The organism is Roseateles agri, assembly GCF_034043675.1.
In the GTDB taxonomy this organism is placed as follows: domain Bacteria; phylum Pseudomonadota; class Gammaproteobacteria; order Burkholderiales; family Burkholderiaceae_C; genus KK5.
On record NZ_JAXCLA010000005.1, the window covers coordinates 323,309 to 342,783 of the forward strand.

A 19,475-nucleotide genomic window follows, 5' to 3' on the forward strand; every position below is an offset into this window, starting at 1 on the left:
CGAGGATAGCGCCGCCGTCGGCCCCTGACTCAAGTCATTCAAGTCACCAGACCGTAACCTGCTCGTCCTCGTTCGTCCGCCCTGAGCGCTTGGCCCGGTACATCGCGTGGTCGGCCGCGCGCAGCAGGGTGTCGGCGTCCAGGCCGTCCTCCGGGAAGCGGCTGATGCCGATGCTGCAGCGGGCCATCAGCAGTTCGTCGCGGGCGTGGATCGGCTGCGCCAGGCTGGCGCGCACGCGGTCGATGACGGCCGCCTCCATCACGTCGAGCGTGGTGCCGCGTGCCTCGATCAGCATCACGAACTCGTCGCCACCCAGGCGCGCGACGAGGTCACCATCGCGCATGCAGGCCTTCAGGCGCTGGCCCAGCACCGACAGCAATTCGTCGCCCACGTGGTGGCCGAAGGTGTCGTTGATCTGCTTGAAGCCGTCCATGTCCACGAACAGCAGGCTCATCGGCCGTTCGCGGCCCAGGCGCTGGTCGAGCAGGCGGCGGAAATGCGCGCGGTTGGCCAGGCCCGTCAGCGAGTCGAAGTTGGCCAGGCGATTGAGCTGCTGCTCGTGCAGCACCGCCTCGGTGACGTCGCTGACCACGGCCACGCTGTGCGTGACCTGGCCGGACTCGCCGCGCAGCACCTTGACGACCACATCGCACCACAGCTCGCGGCCGTCGGGGCGCACGTGGTGCAGGCGCGTCAGCGGCAGGCCGCCGCGCGCCACGCTGACGCGCAGCGCACGTGGCACCCCCTCGCGGCCGTCCGGCAAGCGGAACAGGCGGCTGTAGCTCACGCCCAGCAGCGCCTCGGCGGGCCAGCCGCAGATTGCCTCGAAGGCGGGGTTCATGTATTCGATCGCGCCGCGGCTGTCGACGATGCAGATGCCGTTGTCCACCGAATCCAGCGCCAGGCCGCGCAGCCGCAGCGACTGCTCGGCCGCGCGGCGCTCGGTCAGGTCGCGCAGGTGGGCGGTGAAGGCCGGCTCGCCGCCGATCGGCGTGCTCGTCAGCGCCAGCTCGATCGGGAACTCCTCGCCGTTGCGGCGCATCGCACCGATCTCGATGCGGCGGCCCAGCAGCATCGACGGGCCGCCGGCCAGCACGCGCGCAAAGCCCCGTTCGTGCCGCTCGCGCAGCGCCGGCGGGATGATGCATTCCGACAGCGGCCAGCCCAGCACCTGGTCGCGCCGGTAGCCGAAGATCACTTCGGCCGCCGCGTTGAATTCGATCACCCGGCCGAGCCGGTCGATCGTGATGATGCCGTCCAGCGAGGACTCGACGATCGCGCGCTTGTGCGCCTCGCTGGAGATCGCGTCGGCGTTCATCTCCGCGGCCAGCTCGGTCGCGCGGACCAGCATGTCGGCGTCGACCTGGCGCTTGCGCTCCAGGCGCCGCAGGTCCAGCGTCGCCGCGGCCAGCATCGCCAACAACAGCAGGCAGCTACCCACGCCCACCATCAGCGCCAGCCAGATCGGATCTACGCCCAGCGGCGGCGAGACGCACACGCTGCCCTCGACGAAATGGGTGGCGCGCATGCCGCTGTAGTGCATCGCGACGATCGCCAGGCCCATCACCAGTGAGGCCGCGCCGCGCGAGCGCAGCGGCGTGGACGCCGCCGTCGGTTCAGCCCGGGCGCGCAGCGAAATCGACAGCGCCGCGAACGAGGCCGCCACGCCCACCAGCACCGAGACCGCGACCCACACCGGGTCGTAGCTGTAGTCCGGCTGCATGCGCACCGCGGCCATGCCGGTGTAGTGCATCGCGGCAATGCCCAGCCCCATCGCCAGCGCGCAGGCCAGGTGCAGGGCAAGACCCACCCGCGCACGCCGCATCAGCGCCAGCGCAACGGCCGAGGCGCCGATGGCCGGGAGGATCGAAACCAGCGTCACCGCCACGTCGTAGGAAAGATGCACCGGCAGGTGCAGCGCCAGCATGCCGATGAAGTGCATCGCCCAGATGCCGATGCCCATCGCCACTGCGCCGGCGGCCATCCAGCCGCGGGCCAGGCCGCCATCGGGGCGGTTGACCCGGGCCGCGAGCCCCAGCGTCGTGTACGCGGCGAACGAGGCCACCAGGTAGGACAGCAGGACCAGCCAGACGTTGTAGCTTGCAGTCATCGCGGTACTTCGCTCCCGCCCTCGTCTGCGTATAACCGGCTCGCCCATCGCAGCAGGCCACCGGCGCGGGCCGGGGCTACTGGCAGTCCCTCTGTCATGGCCCGCCGCGGAGGCGGCAAGCTTTAGACCGGTGACTTTGCGAACCCGGCTTTCGCGCGGGAGTGCCTTGTTGTTGATGTTGGGATCGAGTCTAGGGGGCGTATCGCTCCGCGTGCCCTTCCTCTTACGGGTTATTACCGGCGCACCGGTCAAGGTGTGATGGATTGCACAAGAGGCGCCCCATGCGGGGCGTCCAGCGCACAAACCGCCTCGACAGGCGGGCTTACTTGCCGACCTGCGTGGGCACCGGCGGCGCCTTCTTCAGCTGGATCGGCTTCCAGTCCTTCAGCTGCGACTGCACCGCTGCGATGGCCGCATCGAGCTGCGTGTCGCGGCCCTCGTTGACAGCCAGCGGATCCAGATCGACCTCGAGGTCCGGCGCCACGCCTTCGTTCTCGACACGCCACTGCCCGTCCGGCGTGAAGAAGCGGAAAAAGGGCACGACCAGCGTGCCGCCGTCGATCAGCGACGGGTTGGCCGAGATGCCGATCAGGCCGCCCCAGGTCCGCTTGCCGACCAAGGGCCCGAGCTTCAGGCGCTTGAACGCGTAGGGCAGGAAGTCGCCGCCGGAGCCGGCGTCCTGGTCGATCAGCATCGCCTTGGGGCCGTAGATCGCGCCGGCCGGCGTGTCCTGCACGAGGCCGTCGCGGTCCTTCCAGCTGGCGAGGTAGGGGCGGCTCAGCACGTCGGTCACATAGTTCGCCGCCTGGCCGCCGCTGTTGCGGCGGTCGTCGACGATCAGGCCGGCCTTGTCCACCTGGGCGAAGAACATGCGGTTGAAGTGCTGGAAGCCCTCGTCCGCCGTGTCGGGCAGGTAGACGTAGGCGATCTTGCCGCCGCTGGCCTTGTCCACGTACTGGCGGTTGTGCTCAATCCAGGCCCAGCGGCGCAGGCCGGCCTCGCTGGCCACCGGCTCCACCGTGATGTCGCGCCGGCCGGCCTTGCCCTCGGCGTCCTGCGCCAGGGTCAGCACCACCTGCTTGCCGACCGTGCCGTCCAGCAGCGTGTAGAGATTGCCGCGCGCGGCATCGAGCTCGCGGCCGTTGACGGCCAGCAGGTATTCGCCCACCTTGGCGGCCTGGCCCGGCAGTGCCAGCGGCGCCTTCAGGAACGGGTTCCAGCGGTCGCCGCCGTAGATGGTCTTCAGCCGGTAGCGGCCATGCTCGACGGCGAAGTCGGCGCCCAGCAGGCCCACCTTGGCGCTCGGTTCCGAGTACACGTCGCCGCCGCCGACGCGGTTGTGGCCCACCTGCAGCTCGCCGATCATCTCCACCAGCAGCTCGTTCAGGTCTTCGCGGCGCTGCACGCCCGCCACCAGCGGCTGGTAGCGCTTGTAGATGCCGGCCCAGTCGAGGCCGTGCAGCTTCGGGTCGTAGAAGTACTCCTTCTCCATGCGCCAGGTCTCGTCGAAGATCTGCTGCCATTCCTGGCGCGGATCGACCAAGGTGCGCAGGCCCGACAGGTCCACCGCCTTGGCGTCCAGCTTGTCCTTGGCCTCGGCCGTTTCCAGCCGGCCGCCGCCGTAGCGCAGCAGCAGCACCTTGCCGTCGGCGCTGAGGCCGTAGTCGCGCAGGCCCGCCTTCAGCGACTTGGCCTTCTTGTCCTCGAAGTCGAAGCGGTACAGCTCGGCCTCGTCGCCGGTGTCGGCATCGGGCGGCTCCTGGCTGATGCCAGGCTGCTGGTGTTCCAGGTAGAACAGCGCGCCATCGGCGGCCACGGCCAGCGAGTCGTAATTGCGCTCGGCCACCGGCAGGCCGACGATACGCTGCTGCAGGCCCGCCTCGTCCACGCGCAGGGCGCGCGGGGGCTTGGCGGCCGTGGCGGGCTTCTCCTGCTTGTCCTTGGCGTCTTCCTTCTTCTTTTCCTCGGTCTTCTGCTCGGTCTTCGTTTCCTCGTCGCCGGCCTTGGGCTGCAGCGGGGACTTGCCGTCGGCGTTCAGCACGGCGACGAAGATGCCGCTGCGCAGCGAGCGCTCCTGCGAAGACATGTCCAGCCCCGCCTGCTGCGTGCCGGAGTTGATCGAGGAGGTGAAGAACAGGTAGTCGCTGTCGTCCTTGGTGGCGAAGACCGGATTGCCGGCCTGGCTCAGGCCATCGCTGACCGCGATGTCGTGGCCGCTCAGCAGGTCCTGCATGCGCACCTGGCCAAAGTAGTTGGCACCGACCGTCGTGTAGGCCAGCCAGCGGCCGTCCGGCGAGAAGGACACGTCGAAGCGGCCGCGCATCTGGCTCGTCGCCACGCGCTTCAGCTCGCCCTTGCCGTCCTTCGCGCCGGGTTCGATCACATAGAGGTTCAGGTGGTTGTCCTGCAGGGCCAGGCGGTGGCCGTCCGGTGCCCAGGCCAGCAGGGTGAAGTAGCCGTCGGCGCCCAGGTCGAAGCGGCGCGCCGGCAGCTTGGCGTCCATGCCGTCCTGGCCGCGGATCACCAGTTGGTGATGCAGTGCGGTGCCGCTGCCGGCGTCGGCGATGTAGGCGACCGTCTGGCCGTCCGGGCTCCACAGCGCGTCCTTCTCGCGGACGCCGGAGCTGGCCGTCAGGTTGCGGGTCGAGCCGTCCTTGACCGGCACGGTGAACACGTCGCCGCGCGCGCTGACCAGCACGCGCTTGCCCGTCGCCGACAGCTCGGCGGAGGTGATCGTGCGGCTCGCGTCCTTCCACTGCGGCCGCGCCTGCGGGGCCGGTGCGCTCGGCTGGATGTCCAGCTCGCGCACGCTGCCGTCGGCCAGTTTCAGCTCCTTCAGCCGCCCGCCCGCTTCATAGACCACCGTACCGCCCTGCACTGCCGCGCTGTGCACGTCCCAGACCTTCTCATGCGTCAGCTGGCGCAGCGCTTTCGTCTTGGTCGAGTAGGCGAACAGGTTGGCCGTGTCGTCGGCCCGGTCGGAGACGAAGATCACCTCGTCCGGACCCGACCAGATCGGGTTGATGTCGTTGGCGTTGACGTGGGGCAGCTTCTCCCAGGTCTTCGTCGCCGGATCGACGATCCAGATGGCCGGCGTCGAGCCTCCCCGATGCTGGCGCCAGCCGGACGCGCCCGAATAGGCCGGCAGGTAGTTCTGGTAGGCGATGCGCTTGCCGTCCGGCGACCACTCGCCGGCGAAGACGACGGCGTCCATCACCTTGGCCTCGGCGCCGCCGGCAAGCGGCACCTCCCACAGCTGGCGGCTGCGGCTGTTCGCCACCTCGCGCGCCGAGCTGAACAGCACGCGCTTGCCATCGGCGCTCCAGCCGTTGACCAGGTCCGCGCCCGGATGCCAGGTGAGGCGGCGCGGCTGCCCGCCGGCCGCCGGGATCACGTAGACGTCGGTATTGCCGTCGAACGCGGCGGAGAACGCGATCCACTGGCCGTCCGGCGAGAAATGCGGCGCCCACTCGGCCGCGGCGGCGCTGGTCAGCGGGCGCGGATTGCGGCCATCGCGGTCACTGACCCAGATGTCGCCGCCGTAGACGAAGGCGATGCGGTCCTTCGACAGGCTCGGCTGGCGCAGCAGCGGCGCCGGTTCAGCGGCCAGCGCGGGGCCGGCAAGCAAGGCGGCGGCCAGGGCCGTGGCGGCCCAGCGGAATCGTTGACTCATGGTGTCCCTTGTAGTGACGTCGAAAGTCGGCGTTATGCGCCGGGGTGTTGTTGCTCGTTTTTCTTCTTGCGGCCGGCCTTCCAGCCGCCGTAGATCGCGATCAGGCCCGGGATGAAGATCGTCGCCCAGATGATGATCTCCAGGTGCTGGCGCACCCAGGGCACGTTGCCGAAGGCGAAGCCCAGGCTCGTCACGCCGACGACCCACAGCAAGCCGCCGCCGACGTCGTACAGCGTGAACTTGGCGCGCGTCATCTGCGCAACGCCGGCCACGAAGGGCGCGAAAGTCCGCACGAAGGGCATGAAGCGCGCGATCACGATGGTGACGCCGCCGTACTTCTCGTAGAACTCGTGCGCCTGCATGAAGGCCTTCTTGTTGAAGAAGCGCGACTGCTCCCACTGGAAGACCTTGGGGCCGAAGAAGCGACCGATCGTGTAGTTGCTCTGGTTGCCGGCGATCGCCGCCACGCACATCAGCGGCACGGCCACCTTGAAGTCCAGCAGGCCGGTGCCGCACATCGCCCCGACGATGAACAGCAGCGAATCGCCCGGCAGGAAGGGCATCACGACGACGCCGGTCTCGATGAAGATGATCAGGAACAGCAGCGCATAGATCCACGCACCGTAGGCCGCAACGAAGGCCTCGAGGTGACGGTCGACGTGGAGAACGAAGTCAATCAGTACGGCGAGGATTTCCATGGCCGCGGATTATGGCGGCGAGAATGCACATGCCCCTCGCCCAGTCGCGCCACGCTGAACGCGGGCACGCCTGGTCGGTCCCCCGAGGGGACAGGGCCGGCTTGGGGCGGCCCGGCGCTCGGCCCCAAACCCGCCGAGCAATACGTAACGGATGACTTCAATGACCGAAAACATCACCACCCGCCTCGTCCACGCCGACCGCCGCAGCAACGTCGAGCACGGCGGCCTGCACAAGCCCATCCACCCCAGCACGCAGTACGGCTTCGAGCGCGTGGAAGACCTGATCGGTGTGTTCCAGGGCACCGTCAAGGGCGGCTTCAACTATGCCCGCCAGGGCACGCCGACGACGGCCGCGCTCGAGGCCAAGCTGACGCAGCTGGAAGGCGGCCGCGGCACCATCGTCTTCTCGTCCGGCATGGCCGCGCTGTGCGCGATCTTCCTGACGCTCCTGAAGGCCGGCGATCACATCGTGTCCAGCCGCTACGTCTTCGGCAACACCAACAGCGTGTTCGGCACCTTGCGTAACCTGGGCATCGAGATCGACATGGTGGACGCCTGCGCGGTCGAGAACGTCGCCGCGGCCATCAAGCCGAACACGCGCATGGTCTTCGTCGAGACCGTCGCCAACCCCGGCACGCAGATCCCCGACATGGCGGCCATCGGCCAGCTCTGCCGCGACAAGGGCCTGCTCTACGTCGTCGACAACACGGTCACCTCGCCAGCGCTGTTCCAGCCGAAGGCGGTGGGCGCGGGGCTCGTGATGAACTCGCTGTCCAAGACGATCAGCGGCCACGGCGGCGCGCTGGGCGGCTCGGTGACGGACACCGGCGAGTTCGACTGGTCCGCCTATCCGAACATCTTCGAGAACTACCGCAAGGGCGATGCCGCGCAGTGGGGCCTGCAGCAGATCCGCAAGAAGGGTCTGCGCGACATGGGCGGCTCGCTCTCCTCCGAGCAGGCCAACCAGATCGCCCTGGGCGCCGAGACGATGAGCCTGCGCGTGCGCCAGACCAGCGAGACGGCGATGGCGCTGGCGCAGTTCCTGGCGGCGCATCCGGCCGTCGCCGCCGTCCACTACCCCGGCCTGGAAACCCATCCGCAGCATGCCAAGGCCAAGCAGTGGTTCCGCGCCGCCTCCTGGCTGCTGTCCTTCGAGCTGAAGGACCCGTCGACGATGAACGCCGTGCTCAACCGGCTGCGCATCCCCGTCAAGGCCACCGGCATGGGCGACACGCGCACGCTGATCATCCCGGTCGCCCCGACGATCTTCTGGGAAGCCGGCGCCGCAGTGCGCGCCGAGATGGGCATCGCCGATGGCCTGGTGCGTGTCTCGATCGGCATCGAGGAAACGGAAGACCTGATCGCGGACTTCGGGCAGGCGCTGGCGGGATAATCCGCAGATGGATTCCTCTTCCGCCAGCGCCAACGTTGAACAACGCCGCGCCATCCGCGAACTCCCCGATGAACTGATCAGCCAGATCGCCGCCGGTGAAGTGGTGGAGCGCCCGGCCTCCGTCGTGCGCGAGCTGGTGGACAACGCGCTGGACGCGGGCGCCACGCAGGTGCAGGTGAAGCTGATGGCCGGGGGCGTGCGGGCGGTCGTCGTCGAGGACGACGGCATGGGCATCCCGGCCGAGGAACTGCCGCTGGCGCTGAAGCGCCATGCGACCAGCAAGATCCGCTCGCTGCACGAGCTGGAGTCGGTGTCGACGATGGGCTTTCGCGGTGAGGCGCTGGCCGCCATCGCCTCGGTCTCGGAAATGGCCGTGGTGAGCCGCAGCGAGGGTGCGGCCCATGCGCACCGGCTCGACGCGCGCTCCGGCGAGCTGAGCCCGGCCGCCCGTGCGCGCGGCACCAGCGTCGAGGTGCGCGAGCTGTTTTTCAGCACGCCGGCCCGGCGCAAGTTCCTGAAGACCGACGCGACCGAGCTGGCCCATTGCCTGGAATCGGTGCGCCGCCATGCGCTGGCGCGGCCGGACGTCGGCTTCTCGGTCTGGCACGAGGGCAAGCTGGTCGAGCAGTGGCGGGCCGCCACGTCCGAGCAGCGGATCAAGGACGTGCTCGGCGAAGACTTCTTCACCGAGAGCCGCACGCTGTTCGCCGAGAACGGCCCGCTGCGCTGCTACGGCCGCGCCGGCCTGCCCGAGGCGGCCCGCAGCCGTGCCGACATGCAGTACGTCTACGTCAACGGCCGCTTCGTGCGCGACAAGCTGATCGCCCACGGCATCCGCTCCGCCTACGAGGACGTGCTGCACGGCCACCGCCAGCCGAGCTACGTGCTGTTCATCGAGATCGCGCCGGACCGGGTCGACGTCAACGTGCACCCCACCAAGATCGAGGTGCGCTTCCGCGATGGCCGCGAGATGCACCAGCGGGTGCGCTATGCGGTGCAGGATGCGCTGGCGCAATCGCGCTCGGCGGAGGCCGTGGCCGTCGCCCAATTGCCGGTCAGCCAGCAGATCGAGGTGCCCGGCGTCCTCACCCGCCCCTCGGCCGGCAACCCGCCCGCCTGGTTCGCCGCCGAGCCGCGGCCGAGCTACGGCAACGGCGCCACCCTGCCCAGCTGGAAGACCAACACGCAGAGTTCGCTGGGCCTGGCCGAGGTGGCGACGCTGTACGGCAAGGACATGCCGGCAAGACCTGCCCCCGCAGCGCCCGAGCCCGCGCTCGCACCCCGCCAGGAACTTCCCGCGCACGACTGGCCGCTGGGCCGTGCGATCGCGCAGATCCAGGGCGTCTACGTGCTGGCCGAGAACGCTCAGGGTCTGATCATCGTGGACATGCATGCGGCGCACGAACGCGTCGTCTACGAGCGGCTGAAGGCCAGCCTGGGCGAGCGGCAGATCGAGTCGCAACCGCTGCTGATCCCGATCACCTTTGCCGCCACGCCGGCCGAGATCGCCACGGCCGAGGCGCAGCACGAGACGCTGATGAAGCTGGGCCTGGACGTGGCGCCGCTGTCGGCCAAGGTGCTGGCCGTGCGCGCGCGTCCGGCCCTGCTGGCCGGCGGTGACGTGATCGAGCTGACGCGCGGCGTGCTGGCCGAGCTGGGCCAGTTCGACGCCAGCCAAGCGATCGAGCGCGCCCAGCACGAGATCCTCGCCACGATGGCCTGCCACGGCGCCGTGCGCGCCAACCGGCAACTGACGCTCGATGAAATGAACGGCCTGCTGCGCGACATGGAGCGCACCGAGCGCGCCGACCAGTGCAACCACGGCCGCCCCACCTGGCGCCAGCTGACGATGCGCGAGCTCGACGCCCTCTTCCTGCGCGGGCGCTGACCCAACGATTCCACGGAGCCATCATGGCCACACTGAAACTGAACAAGAAGCCGGCAGCCGCCGCGAAGAAGGCCGCCCCCGGCGAGGAACGCCGCGCGCCGCTGCGCGGCAAAGGCGTCTCGCGCCCGCGCCAGACGCTGGCCGCCGCGCAGGAGGAACGCGAGCGCAAGCAGGCCGAATTCGAGAAGCGCCGCGCTGCGGAAGCCGATCGTTTCGAGCGTTATGGCCGGCCGACGCCGCGGCCCGCCGGCGATCGCGGCGATGCACGCCGCGACGAACGCCGCGATGGCCCGCCGCGCCAGGGTGGCAGCTTCCAGCGCGCCGACGACAACCGGCCGCGCCGCCCGGCCGACCCGCGCCAGGAGCCACACCGCGATCCGCGGCAGCAGCCTCGCCAGGACGCCCGCCCGGCTCCGCGCCAGGAGTGGGCGCCGGATGCCCGGCCCGCGCCCCGCCAGGACCAGCGCCGCGCCAGCACGCGCCCGCCCGCGCCTGCACCGCAGCGCTCCGGCCCTCCGCAGCAGGCCTATCAGACGCAGCCCTATGCCCGCCGCGCGCAGCAGCAACAGCAGCGTCCGGTGCATGACCACGACGACGATGACGACGACGATTTCGCCGTCCACCACGATGCCCGCGCCGAAGGCGACCGCCTGTCCAAGCGGATGACCGCGCTGGGCATGGCCTCGCGGCGCGAGGCCGACGAATGGATCGGCGCCGGCTGGGTCCGGGTCGACGGCAAGATGGCCGTGCTGGGCCAGCGCGTGGGGCCGGACGTGAAGATCGAGATCGATCCGCTGGCCTTCCGGCAGCAGGCCCAGCAGGTCACCATCCTGCTGCACAAGCCGATCGGTTACGTCTCCGGCCAGGCCGAGGACGGCTACGAGCCGGCTTCGGTGCTGGTCAAGAGCGGCAACCAGTGGAAGGACGATGCCTCGGGCATCAAGTTCCACATCGGCCATGCGCGCGGCCTGGCGCCTGCCGGCCGACTGGACATCGACTCCACCGGCATGCTTGTGCTGACGCAGGACGGCCGGGTCGCCCGAACCCTGATCGGCGAAGACTCGAAGGTCGAGAAGGAATACCTGGTCCGCGTCGAATACGCCGGCGAAGGCGCGCCGATGCAGCGCTTCCCCGCGCAAGACCTGGCCCTGCTCAATCACGGCTTGGTGCTCGACGACGTGCAGTTGAAGCCCGCCAAGGTGAGCTGGATCAACGACGACCAGTTGCGCTTCGTGCTGCGCGAGGGCCGCAAGCGCCAGATCCGGCGCATGTGCGAACTGGTCGGCCTGAAGGTCGTCGGCCTGAAGCGCGTGCGCATCGGCCGCATCAACCTGGGCCACCTGCCCGCCGGCCAATGGCGCTTTCTCGCGCCCTGGGAAAAGTTCTGAACTTCCGTCCCATCTGCATCGCCGGCCCGACCGGCAGCGGCAAGACGGCTGCGGCGCTGGCTGCAGCTGAACTGCTGCCGGTGGAAATCATCAGCGTGGACTCGGCGCTGGTGTACCGCGGCATGGACATCGGCACGGCCAAGCCGAGCAAGGCCGAGCTGGCGGCCGTGCCGCATCACCTGATCGACATCATCGAGCCGACCGAGGCCTACTCGGCAGCGGAGTTCGTGCGCGCCGCGAGGACACTGGCCGACGAGATCCTTGCCCGAGGCAAGCTGCCCCTGCTGGTGGGCGGCACGATGCTTTATTTCAAGGCGCTGTTCGACGGCCTGTCCGACATGCCGCAGGCCGACGAGGCGCTGCGGGCTGAGATCGACGCCCGAGCCGCCGAACAGGGCTGGCCGGCCCTGCATGCCGAGCTGGCAAGACGTGATCCCGTGACCGCCGCCCGCCTGGCGCCGAACGACTCGCAGCGCATCCAGCGCGCGCTGGAGGTCTGCACGCTGGCCGGCCGGCCGATGAGCGAGTTGCACCAGCAGCGCAGCGAGGGTGTGGACTGGCCGCTGCTGTCGCTGGAACCAAACGAACGCGGCTGGCTGCACGAGCGGCTCGCGCTGCGCTTCGAGCAGATGCTGGAGGCCGGCCTGGTCGACGAGGTAAAGGCGCTGCGCGCGCGCGGCGACCTGAGCCTGGAGCTGCCGTCGATGCGCTGCGTCGGCTACCGCCAGGTCTGGGAGGCGCTGGACAGCGGTGATTTCGCCAGCCTCCCCGAGCGCGGCATAGCCGCCACGCGCCAGCTCGCCAAGCGGCAGATCACCTGGTTGCGCAGCATGCCGCAGCGCCAGGTGATCGCCTGCGACGATCCCCAGGCGCAGCCTGCCCTGCTGGCCGCATTGCAGCGGATCCTGTCGACCCCATGATTCTCGAAGCGACGGGGCTCGCCAAGCGCTACGGCGCGACGCCGGTATTCGAGAACGTGGACCTGTCGCTGGCCGCCGGCGAACTGGTGGCGCTGCTGGGTGAATCGGGGGCCGGCAAGTCCACCTTGCTGAACTGCCTGGCCGGGCTGGACGAGCCCGACGCCGGCCGCGTGCGCATCGGCGGCCAGGATCTCACCGCGCTGGACGAAGGCGGACGCGCCCGCCTGCGCCGCGAGAAGCTCGGCTTCGTGTTCCAGGCCTTCCACGTGCTGCCGCACCTCAACGTGGCCGACAACGTCGGGCTGCCCCTGCTGCTGCTGAAGCGGCCGGACGCGGCTCGCGTCGCGCAGATGCTCGATGCGGTCGGGCTGGGGGACCTCGGCGCACGGATGCCGCGCCAGCTCTCCGGCGGCCAGTTGCAGCGCGTGGCCATCGCGCGGGCGCTAGTACACCGGCCGCTGCTGGTGCTGGCCGACGAACCCACCGGCAACCTCGACCCCCGCCACGCGCAACAGGTGCTGGACCTGCTGCTGGCACAGACCCGAGAGCAGGGCTCGGCCTGCCTGCTGGTCACCCACTCCGAACGCGCCGCGGCACGCGCCGATCGCTGCCTTCAGCTCGGCGAGCAGGGATTGAGGTGACCCCCACGCTCACTTCGCTCGCTGCCCCCCGAGGGGGCGGAGGCCTCCCTTGGGGCGGCCCGGCGGGAGTCCTGCGATGAACTTGCAGTGGCTCGCCAAGCTGTCCTGGCCGGCCCTGAAGCACCAGGCCGGCCGGCAATTGCTGGCGCTGCTGGCGATCGCGCTGGGCGTGGCGCTGGGCTATGCAGTGCACCTGCTGAACACCCGCGCGCTGGCCGAGTTCGGCAGCGCGGCCGCCACGCTGAACGGCAAGCCCGATCTCGTGCTGCGCGGTAGCGCGGATGGCCCTCTGCCCGAGCAGGCCTATGCGCAAGCCGCGGCGCTGTCTGGCGTGGCCCTGGCCGCGCCCGTGGTCGAAGGTGTGGCGCAGGCAGTCGACGCGAAGGGCGAGCGCTTCTCGCTGCGTGTGATCGGTTGGGACGCGCTGCAGTCCGGCCCGCTGAGCCCGGAGCTGCTGCCCACACAAGGAGGCAGCCCGCTGGCTCTGCTCGATCCGCAACGCGTCTCGCTGAACGAGGCGGCGCGGCGTCGACTGGCACTGGCCGAGGGGCAAGTCCTGACTCTGCGGGCCTCCGCGGCCGACGACGGCGCGCCGCACAGTCTCGACTTCCGCACCGCCGGAGCCAATGCAGCCCCCGGCGGCCCGCTCGCCGTGCTGGACATCGCCGCCGCCCAGCAACTGCTCGGCAAGCTCGGTCACGTCGACCGGATCGACCTCCGCCTGGAGCCCGGCCTGGCGCCGCAGCGCTGGCTCGCCGGTGCCAAGCTGCCGCCGGGCAGCACCGCCGCCCCGCCGCCGGACGAGAACGCGCGCCTGTCCGACGTGACACGCGCTTACCGCGTCAACCTCGGCGTGCTGTCGCTGATGGCGATGTTCACCGGCAGCTTCCTGGTCTTCGCGGTGATGTCACTGTCGGTCGCGCAGCGCCTGCCGCAGCTCGCGCTGCTGGGTGTGCTGGGCATGACAGCGCGAGAGCGGGCGGCGCTGGTGCTGTCCGAGGGCCTGCTGCTAGGCCTGCTGGGCAGCGCGCTCGGCCTGCTGCTCGGCTGGGGCCTGGCCGGGCTGGGCCTGCGCCTGCTGGGTGCGGACCTGGGCTTGAATGGCGGGGGCTCCGCGCCACCGGCCACGCTGAGCTGGGGCATGGATCAGCTTCCGGCCGCCGCCGTGTTCGCCGCACTGGGCCTGGCGGTGAGCCTCGCCAGCGCGGCATTGCCGGCGCTGGCAGTACGCCGCATGGCCGCCGCGCAGGTGCTGAAGGGCCTGGGCGGCGACCGGCTGCAGGCCCGCATGCCGGCCGCGCTGGGCCCGGCGTTGCTGGTGCTGGGCGTGGCGCTGGCGCTGCTGCCGCCCTGGGCCACCTTGCCCGATGTGCCGCTGGGCGCCTATGCCGGCATGTTGTGCCTGCTGCTCGGTGGCATCGCCTGCGTGCCGGCGCTGCTGAAGCTGGCCGTCGGCACGCTGGCCGCGGTGCACGACTCACCGCTGCTGTTGCTCGCCCGCGAGCGCGCCCGCGATCAGGCAGGCGAGGCGAGCCGCGCGCTGGCCGGCGTGCTGGTGGCGCTGAGCCTGTCGGTGGCGATGCTGGTGATGGTGGGCAGCTTCCGCGACTCGCTGGACCACTGGCTGACGCAGATGCTCCCGGCCGATCTCTACCTGCGCTCCAGCCTGCGGGTCTCGTCGAGCCCCGGTCCCGCACAAGGCGCGCCGCTACCCCCGGCGACGCTCGCGGCGCTGCACGACGCGGCGCCCGACCTCATCAAGCGCATGACGCAGCAGCGCAGCGGCAACATCGTCGTCGACGGCGCGGCCGAGCCGGTGGCGATGCTGGCGCGCGAAGGCATCGACGAGGCGCGGCTGCCCAAGGCTTCCGCGCTCGCGGAAGGCCCGGGCGTGCCGGTCTACGTCAACGAGGCGATGCGCGACGCGCTGTCGCTCAAGCCGGGGCAGGCCCTGACGCTGCGTCTGGCGGCCGACGGCGCGCCGATAGCGGCCCATGTGCGAGCGGTCTGGCGCGACTATGCGCGACAGAGCCCGGCCCTGATGCTGCCGCTGGGCGACTACCGCCGCGCCGGTGGCGACGTGCACGTCACCGAGCTCTACGTCTGGCTGGCCGGCGGACTCACGCCCGCCGACGGCGTCGCGCGGCTGAAGGCCACGCTGCCGCAGCCGCAGGACCTTGAATTCGCGGCCGCCGACGATCTGCGTGGCCTATCGCTGCGCATCTTCGACCGCAGCTTCGCCGTCACCCACTGGCTGCAGGCGGTGGCGCTGGCGATCGGGCTGTTCGGCATCGCGGCCAGCCAGTCGGCCCAGGTGCTGGCGCGGCGCAAGGAGTTCGGCCTGCTGCTGCACCTGGGCTTCACGCGCGGCGGCGTGATGCGGCTGCTCGCGCTGGAGGCCGCCGTGCTCAGCGGCGTCGGCGCGCTCGCGGGGCTGGCGCTGGGCCTGGGCCTTGCCGCCGTGCTGGTCTTCATCGTCAACCCGCAGAGCTTCCACTGGAGCATGGACATGAGCCTGCCGCTGGCGCGGCTCGCCACCCTGCTGGCCGCGATGTTCGGTGCCGGCGTGCTGGCGACCCTGGCGGCCGCGCGCCGCGCGGGTCTCGGCGACGCGGTGCGGGCCGTCAGGGAGGATTGGTGATGCCGATTACGCGACGACGGTTGCTGTCCTGCGCGCTGCTGTCCGCGCTGCCGGCTGCCGTGCGCGCGCAGCCAGGCATGGTGTTCCCGCGAGACTTTGGCTCGCATCCGGGGTCAGGTCTTGAGTGGTGGTACCTGACCGGCATCCTCGACGGCGCCGACGGACGCCCGCGCTACGGCTACCAGCTGACCTTCTTCCGCCTGAAGGGCCCGGCCCCGGCCGATCATCCGAGCCGCTTCGCCGCACGACAGCTGCTGCTGGCCCATGCCGCGCTGAGCGATCTCGCCGGCGGCCGGCTGCTGCACGAGCAGCGCATCGCCCGCAGCGGCTTCGGACTGGCCGAGGCCGGCGAGGCGGATACCGCCGTCCACATCCGCGACTGGTCGCTGCAGCGCCACGACGGCGGCTACGAAGCCCGCTTCAGCAGTCCGAAGTTCGCCCTGTCCCTGCAACTGCGCACGACCCAGCCGCCGCTGCTGCAGGGCGATCGCGGCTGGTCACGCAAGGGCCCGGCGCAGTACAGCCACTACTACAGCGAGCCGCAGTTGAGCACCGGTGCCCGCGTGACGCTCAACGGCCGCGACGAGACACTGCAGGGCCGCTCCTGGCTGGACCACGAATGGAGCGACGAATTCCTCGGCGAACAGGCCGTCGGCTGGGACTGGGCCGGCATCAACCTCGACGACGGCGGCGCCCTGACCGTCTTCCGCCTGCGCCGCGCCGACGGCTCGCAGCTCTGGGCCGGCGGCAGCTGGCGCCGCCCCGACGGCCGCACCGACAACTTCACGCCCGAACAGCTGACGATGACCCCCACACGCCGCTGGCACAGCCCCGCCAGCGGCGCCGACTACCCGCTCGACTGGACGCTGCAGACCCCACTGGGCACCTTGCAACTGCGCGCGCTGATGGACGCCCAGGAAGTCGATGCCCACGCCAGCACCGGCTTCCGCTACTGGGAAGGCGCGGCCGAGCTGCTGGCCGCCGATGGCCGGCGCCTGGGCGCGGGGTATCTGGAGCTGACAGGCTATGCAGGCCGGATGGCGGAAATTCCCTGAAGCGCTTGAAGCGGAGATGCCGAGCGGTACAGGCCACCGCCCGGGCTCATCCGTAGGCTGGAGTGAGCAACGCGAACTCCAACAAGGCGCCAGGCCACCAGACGTTGGAGTTCACTGCGTTCACTCCAACCTACGCAGAGGCTTGCCTCATCAATGTGCGCCACCCGCATCGGCCGGCGCGGCGCCGCCTGCCATCCTCGGCGGCCGCCTCGTGAACCAGATCATCACGATCAGCAGCAGGAACATCGCGGCGGAGCCGTAGAAGATGTCGTCTGCGGCGCGGGTGAAGGCCTGCTGGTCGGTGAGCCGGTTGATCTGGGCCAGGGCCTGGTCGGCGCTGAAGCCGCCCGAGGTCAGCATCGAGGACGTCTCGTTCAGGATCGGGTTGCCCAGGCTCAGCGTCTCGGTCAGGTGGGCATGGTGCAGCGCCGCGCGGTTCTCCCAGATCGTCGTCGAGATCGAGGTGCCCATCGCGCCGGCGGTGATCCGCACGAAGTTCGACAGGCCCGCGGCCGCGGGAATGCGGTGCGGTTCGATGCCCGACAGGGTCAGCGTGGTCAGCGGGATGAAGAAGAAGGCCATCGCGCCGCCTTGCAGCACCGTCGGGATCATGATGGACACGAGGTCGGTGCCGGTCGTGAAGTTCGAGCGCATCCACAGCACGATGGCGAACATCACGAAGGCGAAGCTGGCCATCACGCGCGGGTCCCACTTCGACACGTTCTTGCCGGCGATCGGCGACAGGATGATCGCCAGCACACCCACCGGCGCCAGCGCCAGGCCGGCGTCCGTCGCGGTGTAGCCCATCCACTGCTGCAGCCACAGCGGCAGCAGCACCACGTTGCCGAAGAACAGGCCGTAGGCGATGGACAGCGAGATCGCGCCGAAGAAGAAGTTGCGCCCGCCGAACAGGCGCAGATCCACGACCGGATGCTTGTCCGTCAGTTCCCAGATCACGAAGAACAGGAAACCGACCACGGCCAGTGCCGCCAGCAGCTGGATCGTGCCGCTCGCGAACCAGTCCAGCTCCTTGCCCTTGTCCAGCATCAGCTGCATCGAGCCGACCCACAGCACCAGCAGTGCCAGGCCTACCGAGTCGATCGGCAGTTTCTTCACCGGCGTGTCGCGCTTGCGGTAGATGCTCCAGGTGAAGAAGGCCGCGATGAGCCCCACCGGCACGTTGATGTAGAAGATCCACGGCCAGGAGATGTTGTCGGTGATCCAGCCACCAAGGAGCGGCCCGACCACCGGCGCGACAAGCGTCGTCATCGCCCATAGCGCGAGCGCCATGCCGGCCTTTTCCTTCGGATAGCTGGCCAGCAGCAGCGTCTGCGACAGCGGGATCATCGGCCCCGCGACCAGGCCCTGCAGGACGCGGAACAGCACCAGCGTTTCCAGCGAGTGCGCAAAGCCGCACAGCCACGACGACAGCACGAACAGCAGGATGCTGCCCATGAACAGGCGCACGGCGCCGAAGCGCTGCGTGAGCCAGCCAGTCAGCGGCACGGAGATGGCGTTGGCGACGCCGAAGCTGGTGATGACCCAGGTGCCCTGCACCGGGCTCACGCCCAGGTCGCCGGCGATCGCGGGCAGCGACACGTTCGCGATCGACGAGTCGAGCACGTTCATGAAGGTCGCCAGCGACAGCGCGATCGTGCCCAGCACCAGCGCGGAGCCGGTCAGCGGCGGTGGCGGGACGTAAGGCGCGGCCTTGATGTCCTTGCTCATAACGGATTACCTCAGTGGCACTGCGTGATCAGCCGCGGGCCTTGGCCGGCTTGGCAGCGGCGGCGCGCGCCGACGAACCCAGGTTGGCCTTGATGACCTTGTCGACTTCGGCGTCGGCAGACTTGTCCAGGGTGTCGTAGACGTCGGTCTTTACGGCCGAGGTGCTGGCGGCGGCCTGGGTCAGCATCGCGCCGCTGCGGTCCTGCACGTCGACGCTGACTTCCATCGAGAGGCCGACGCGCAGCGGATGGTCCTTGACCTCCTTCGGGTCCAGCGCGATGCGCACGGGCACGCGCTGCACGACCTTGATCCAGTTGCCGGTGGCGTTCTGCGCCGGCAGCAGCGAGAAGGCCGCACCGGTGCCGGCCGACAGGCCGATCACGTGGCCGGTGTACTCGACCTTGTCGCCGTACACGTCGGCCACCAGCTTGGCGACCTGGCCGATGCGCAGCTTGGCGATCTGGCTTTCCTTGAAGTTGGCATCGACCCAGACGTTCTGCAGGCCGACGACCGTCATCAGCGGCGCACCTGCAGCGACGCGCTGGCCCAGTTGCACGCTGCGGCGGGCGACCCAGCCGTCCACCGGCGCCTGCAGCTCGGTGCGCTGCATCGCCAGGTAGGCCTCGCGCATGCGGGCGGCGGCGCGCTGGACGTTCGGATGGTCGGCCGGGTCGGTGCCTTCGGTCAGCACACGGTTGGAGTTCAGCTGCTCCTGCGCGGTCTGCAGCGCGGACTGCGCGGCGGCCAGCGAGCTCTTGGCGGCGGCGACCTGGGCGACGGCATGGTCGTACTCTTCACGGCCGACGGCACCGCTGGCGACCAGCGGCTGGCGGCGCGCGGCGTCGGACTGCAGGCGGTCCAGATCGGTCTGCATGCGCTTGACGTCGGCTTCGCGGGCGCGGACCTGCGATTCGTAGGTGCCGTTGTTGGTGAAGAGGGTGCGGGTTTCGCGCACGGTCTGCGCGAGCTGGCTGCTGGCCTGCTCCAGCGCGACGCGGGCGTCGACCGGGTCCAGGCTCACCAGCGGCTGGCCGGCCTTGACGAAGTCGGTGTCGTCGGCATGCAGCGCGCGCACGGTGCCGCCGACCAGCGGCGTGATCTGCACGACGTTCGCGTTGACGTAGGCGTTGTCGGTGGTCTCGGTGCGCTTGCCGATCACGTACTCGTAGGCGCCGTAGGCACCCAGCGCGATGACGACGGCCACGGTCAGCAGGGTCAGCGCGGTCTTGCGCTTGTTGCTGGTGCTGGGCGGGGTCGAGACGGGCGTGACGGTGGCCGGCGCGGCGGCAGCGGCGTTGGTGTTCGGCTTGTTGTCGGAGTCGCTCATGATGTGAATGTCT

General features: G+C 70.1%; 12 protein-coding genes and 1 riboswitch. Of the genes, 7 read left to right on the top strand and 5 right to left on the bottom strand.

All coding sequences use genetic code 11. The features are described 5' to 3' along the window. Positions 1-43 precede the first annotated feature (43 nt). The 3 genes from SNE35_RS17015 to SNE35_RS17025 form a co-directional block, all read right to left on the bottom strand. Positions 44-2,110 (bottom strand): sensor domain-containing diguanylate cyclase, encoded by a 2,067-nt coding sequence (locus SNE35_RS17015; RefSeq protein ID WP_320424118.1) that lies wholly within the window; start codon positions 2,108-2,110, stop codon positions 44-46. 78 nt (positions 2,111-2,188) lie between these two features. After that, positions 2,189-2,286: riboswitch (cyclic di-GMP riboswitch) on the bottom strand. Positions 2,287-2,432: 146 nt separating this feature from the next. Then, positions 2,433-5,783, bottom strand: a complete 3,351-nt coding sequence (locus SNE35_RS17020) for a S41 family peptidase (RefSeq protein WP_320424119.1) — start codon at positions 5,781-5,783, stop codon at positions 2,433-2,435. 32 nt (positions 5,784-5,815) lie between these two features. Beyond that, the gene (locus SNE35_RS17025; RefSeq protein WP_320424120.1) at positions 5,816-6,481 is read right to left on the bottom strand and encodes a VTT domain-containing protein; all 666 of its coding nucleotides are present in this window, start codon (positions 6,479-6,481) and stop codon (positions 5,816-5,818) included. Positions 6,482-6,641: 160 nt separating this feature from the next. Here SNE35_RS17025 and SNE35_RS17030 point away from each other — a divergent pair, with 160 nt between their 5' ends. The 7 genes from SNE35_RS17030 to SNE35_RS17060 all read left to right on the top strand — a co-directional run bounded on the left by SNE35_RS17030 (position 6,642) and on the right by SNE35_RS17060 (position 16,407). Further along, complete coding sequence (locus SNE35_RS17030) at positions 6,642-7,874, top strand: cystathionine gamma-synthase family protein (protein WP_320424122.1); 1,233 nt, start codon at positions 6,642-6,644, stop codon at positions 7,872-7,874. 7 nt (positions 7,875-7,881) lie between these two features. Further along, complete coding sequence (gene mutL, locus SNE35_RS17035; protein ID WP_320424123.1) at positions 7,882-9,762, top strand: DNA mismatch repair endonuclease MutL; 1,881 nt, start codon at positions 7,882-7,884, stop codon at positions 9,760-9,762. 23 nt (positions 9,763-9,785) lie between these two features. After that, complete coding sequence (locus SNE35_RS17040; RefSeq protein WP_320424124.1) at positions 9,786-11,150, top strand: pseudouridine synthase; 1,365 nt, start codon at positions 9,786-9,788, stop codon at positions 11,148-11,150. After that, positions 11,117-12,070 (top strand): tRNA (adenosine(37)-N6)-dimethylallyltransferase MiaA, encoded by a 954-nt coding sequence (miaA, locus tag SNE35_RS17045; RefSeq protein ID WP_320424125.1) that lies wholly within the window; start codon positions 11,117-11,119, stop codon positions 12,068-12,070. Before SNE35_RS17040 ends, miaA begins: the two co-directional genes overlap by 34 nt. Continuing rightward, a complete protein-coding gene (locus SNE35_RS17050) occupies positions 12,067-12,711 on the top strand; it encodes an ABC transporter ATP-binding protein (RefSeq protein WP_320424126.1) in 645 nt (214 codons plus the stop codon). Before miaA ends, SNE35_RS17050 begins: the two co-directional genes overlap by 4 nt. Before the next feature lie 76 nt (positions 12,712-12,787). Next, entirely contained in the window at positions 12,788-15,352 is a 2,565-nt protein-coding gene (locus SNE35_RS17055) for an ABC transporter permease (RefSeq protein WP_320424127.1), read from the top strand. Further along, positions 15,352-16,407 (top strand): lipocalin-like domain-containing protein, encoded by a 1,056-nt coding sequence (locus SNE35_RS17060; protein ID WP_320424129.1) that lies wholly within the window; start codon positions 15,352-15,354, stop codon positions 16,405-16,407. The genes SNE35_RS17055 and SNE35_RS17060 overlap by 1 nt, the downstream gene beginning before the upstream one ends. A 150-nt stretch (positions 16,408-16,557) precedes the next feature. Here the strand turns inward: SNE35_RS17060 and SNE35_RS17065 are convergent, their stop codons facing one another. Next, on the bottom strand, positions 16,558-18,135 hold the full coding sequence (locus tag SNE35_RS17065; RefSeq protein WP_320424130.1) for a DHA2 family efflux MFS transporter permease subunit: 1,578 nt from the start codon (positions 18,133-18,135) through the stop codon (positions 16,558-16,560). A 28-nt stretch (positions 18,136-18,163) separates the two neighbouring features. Further along, a complete protein-coding gene (locus tag SNE35_RS17070) occupies positions 18,164-19,462 on the bottom strand; it encodes an HlyD family secretion protein (RefSeq protein WP_320424131.1) in 1,299 nt (432 codons plus the stop codon). Between the last annotated feature and the right edge of the window lie 13 nt (positions 19,463-19,475).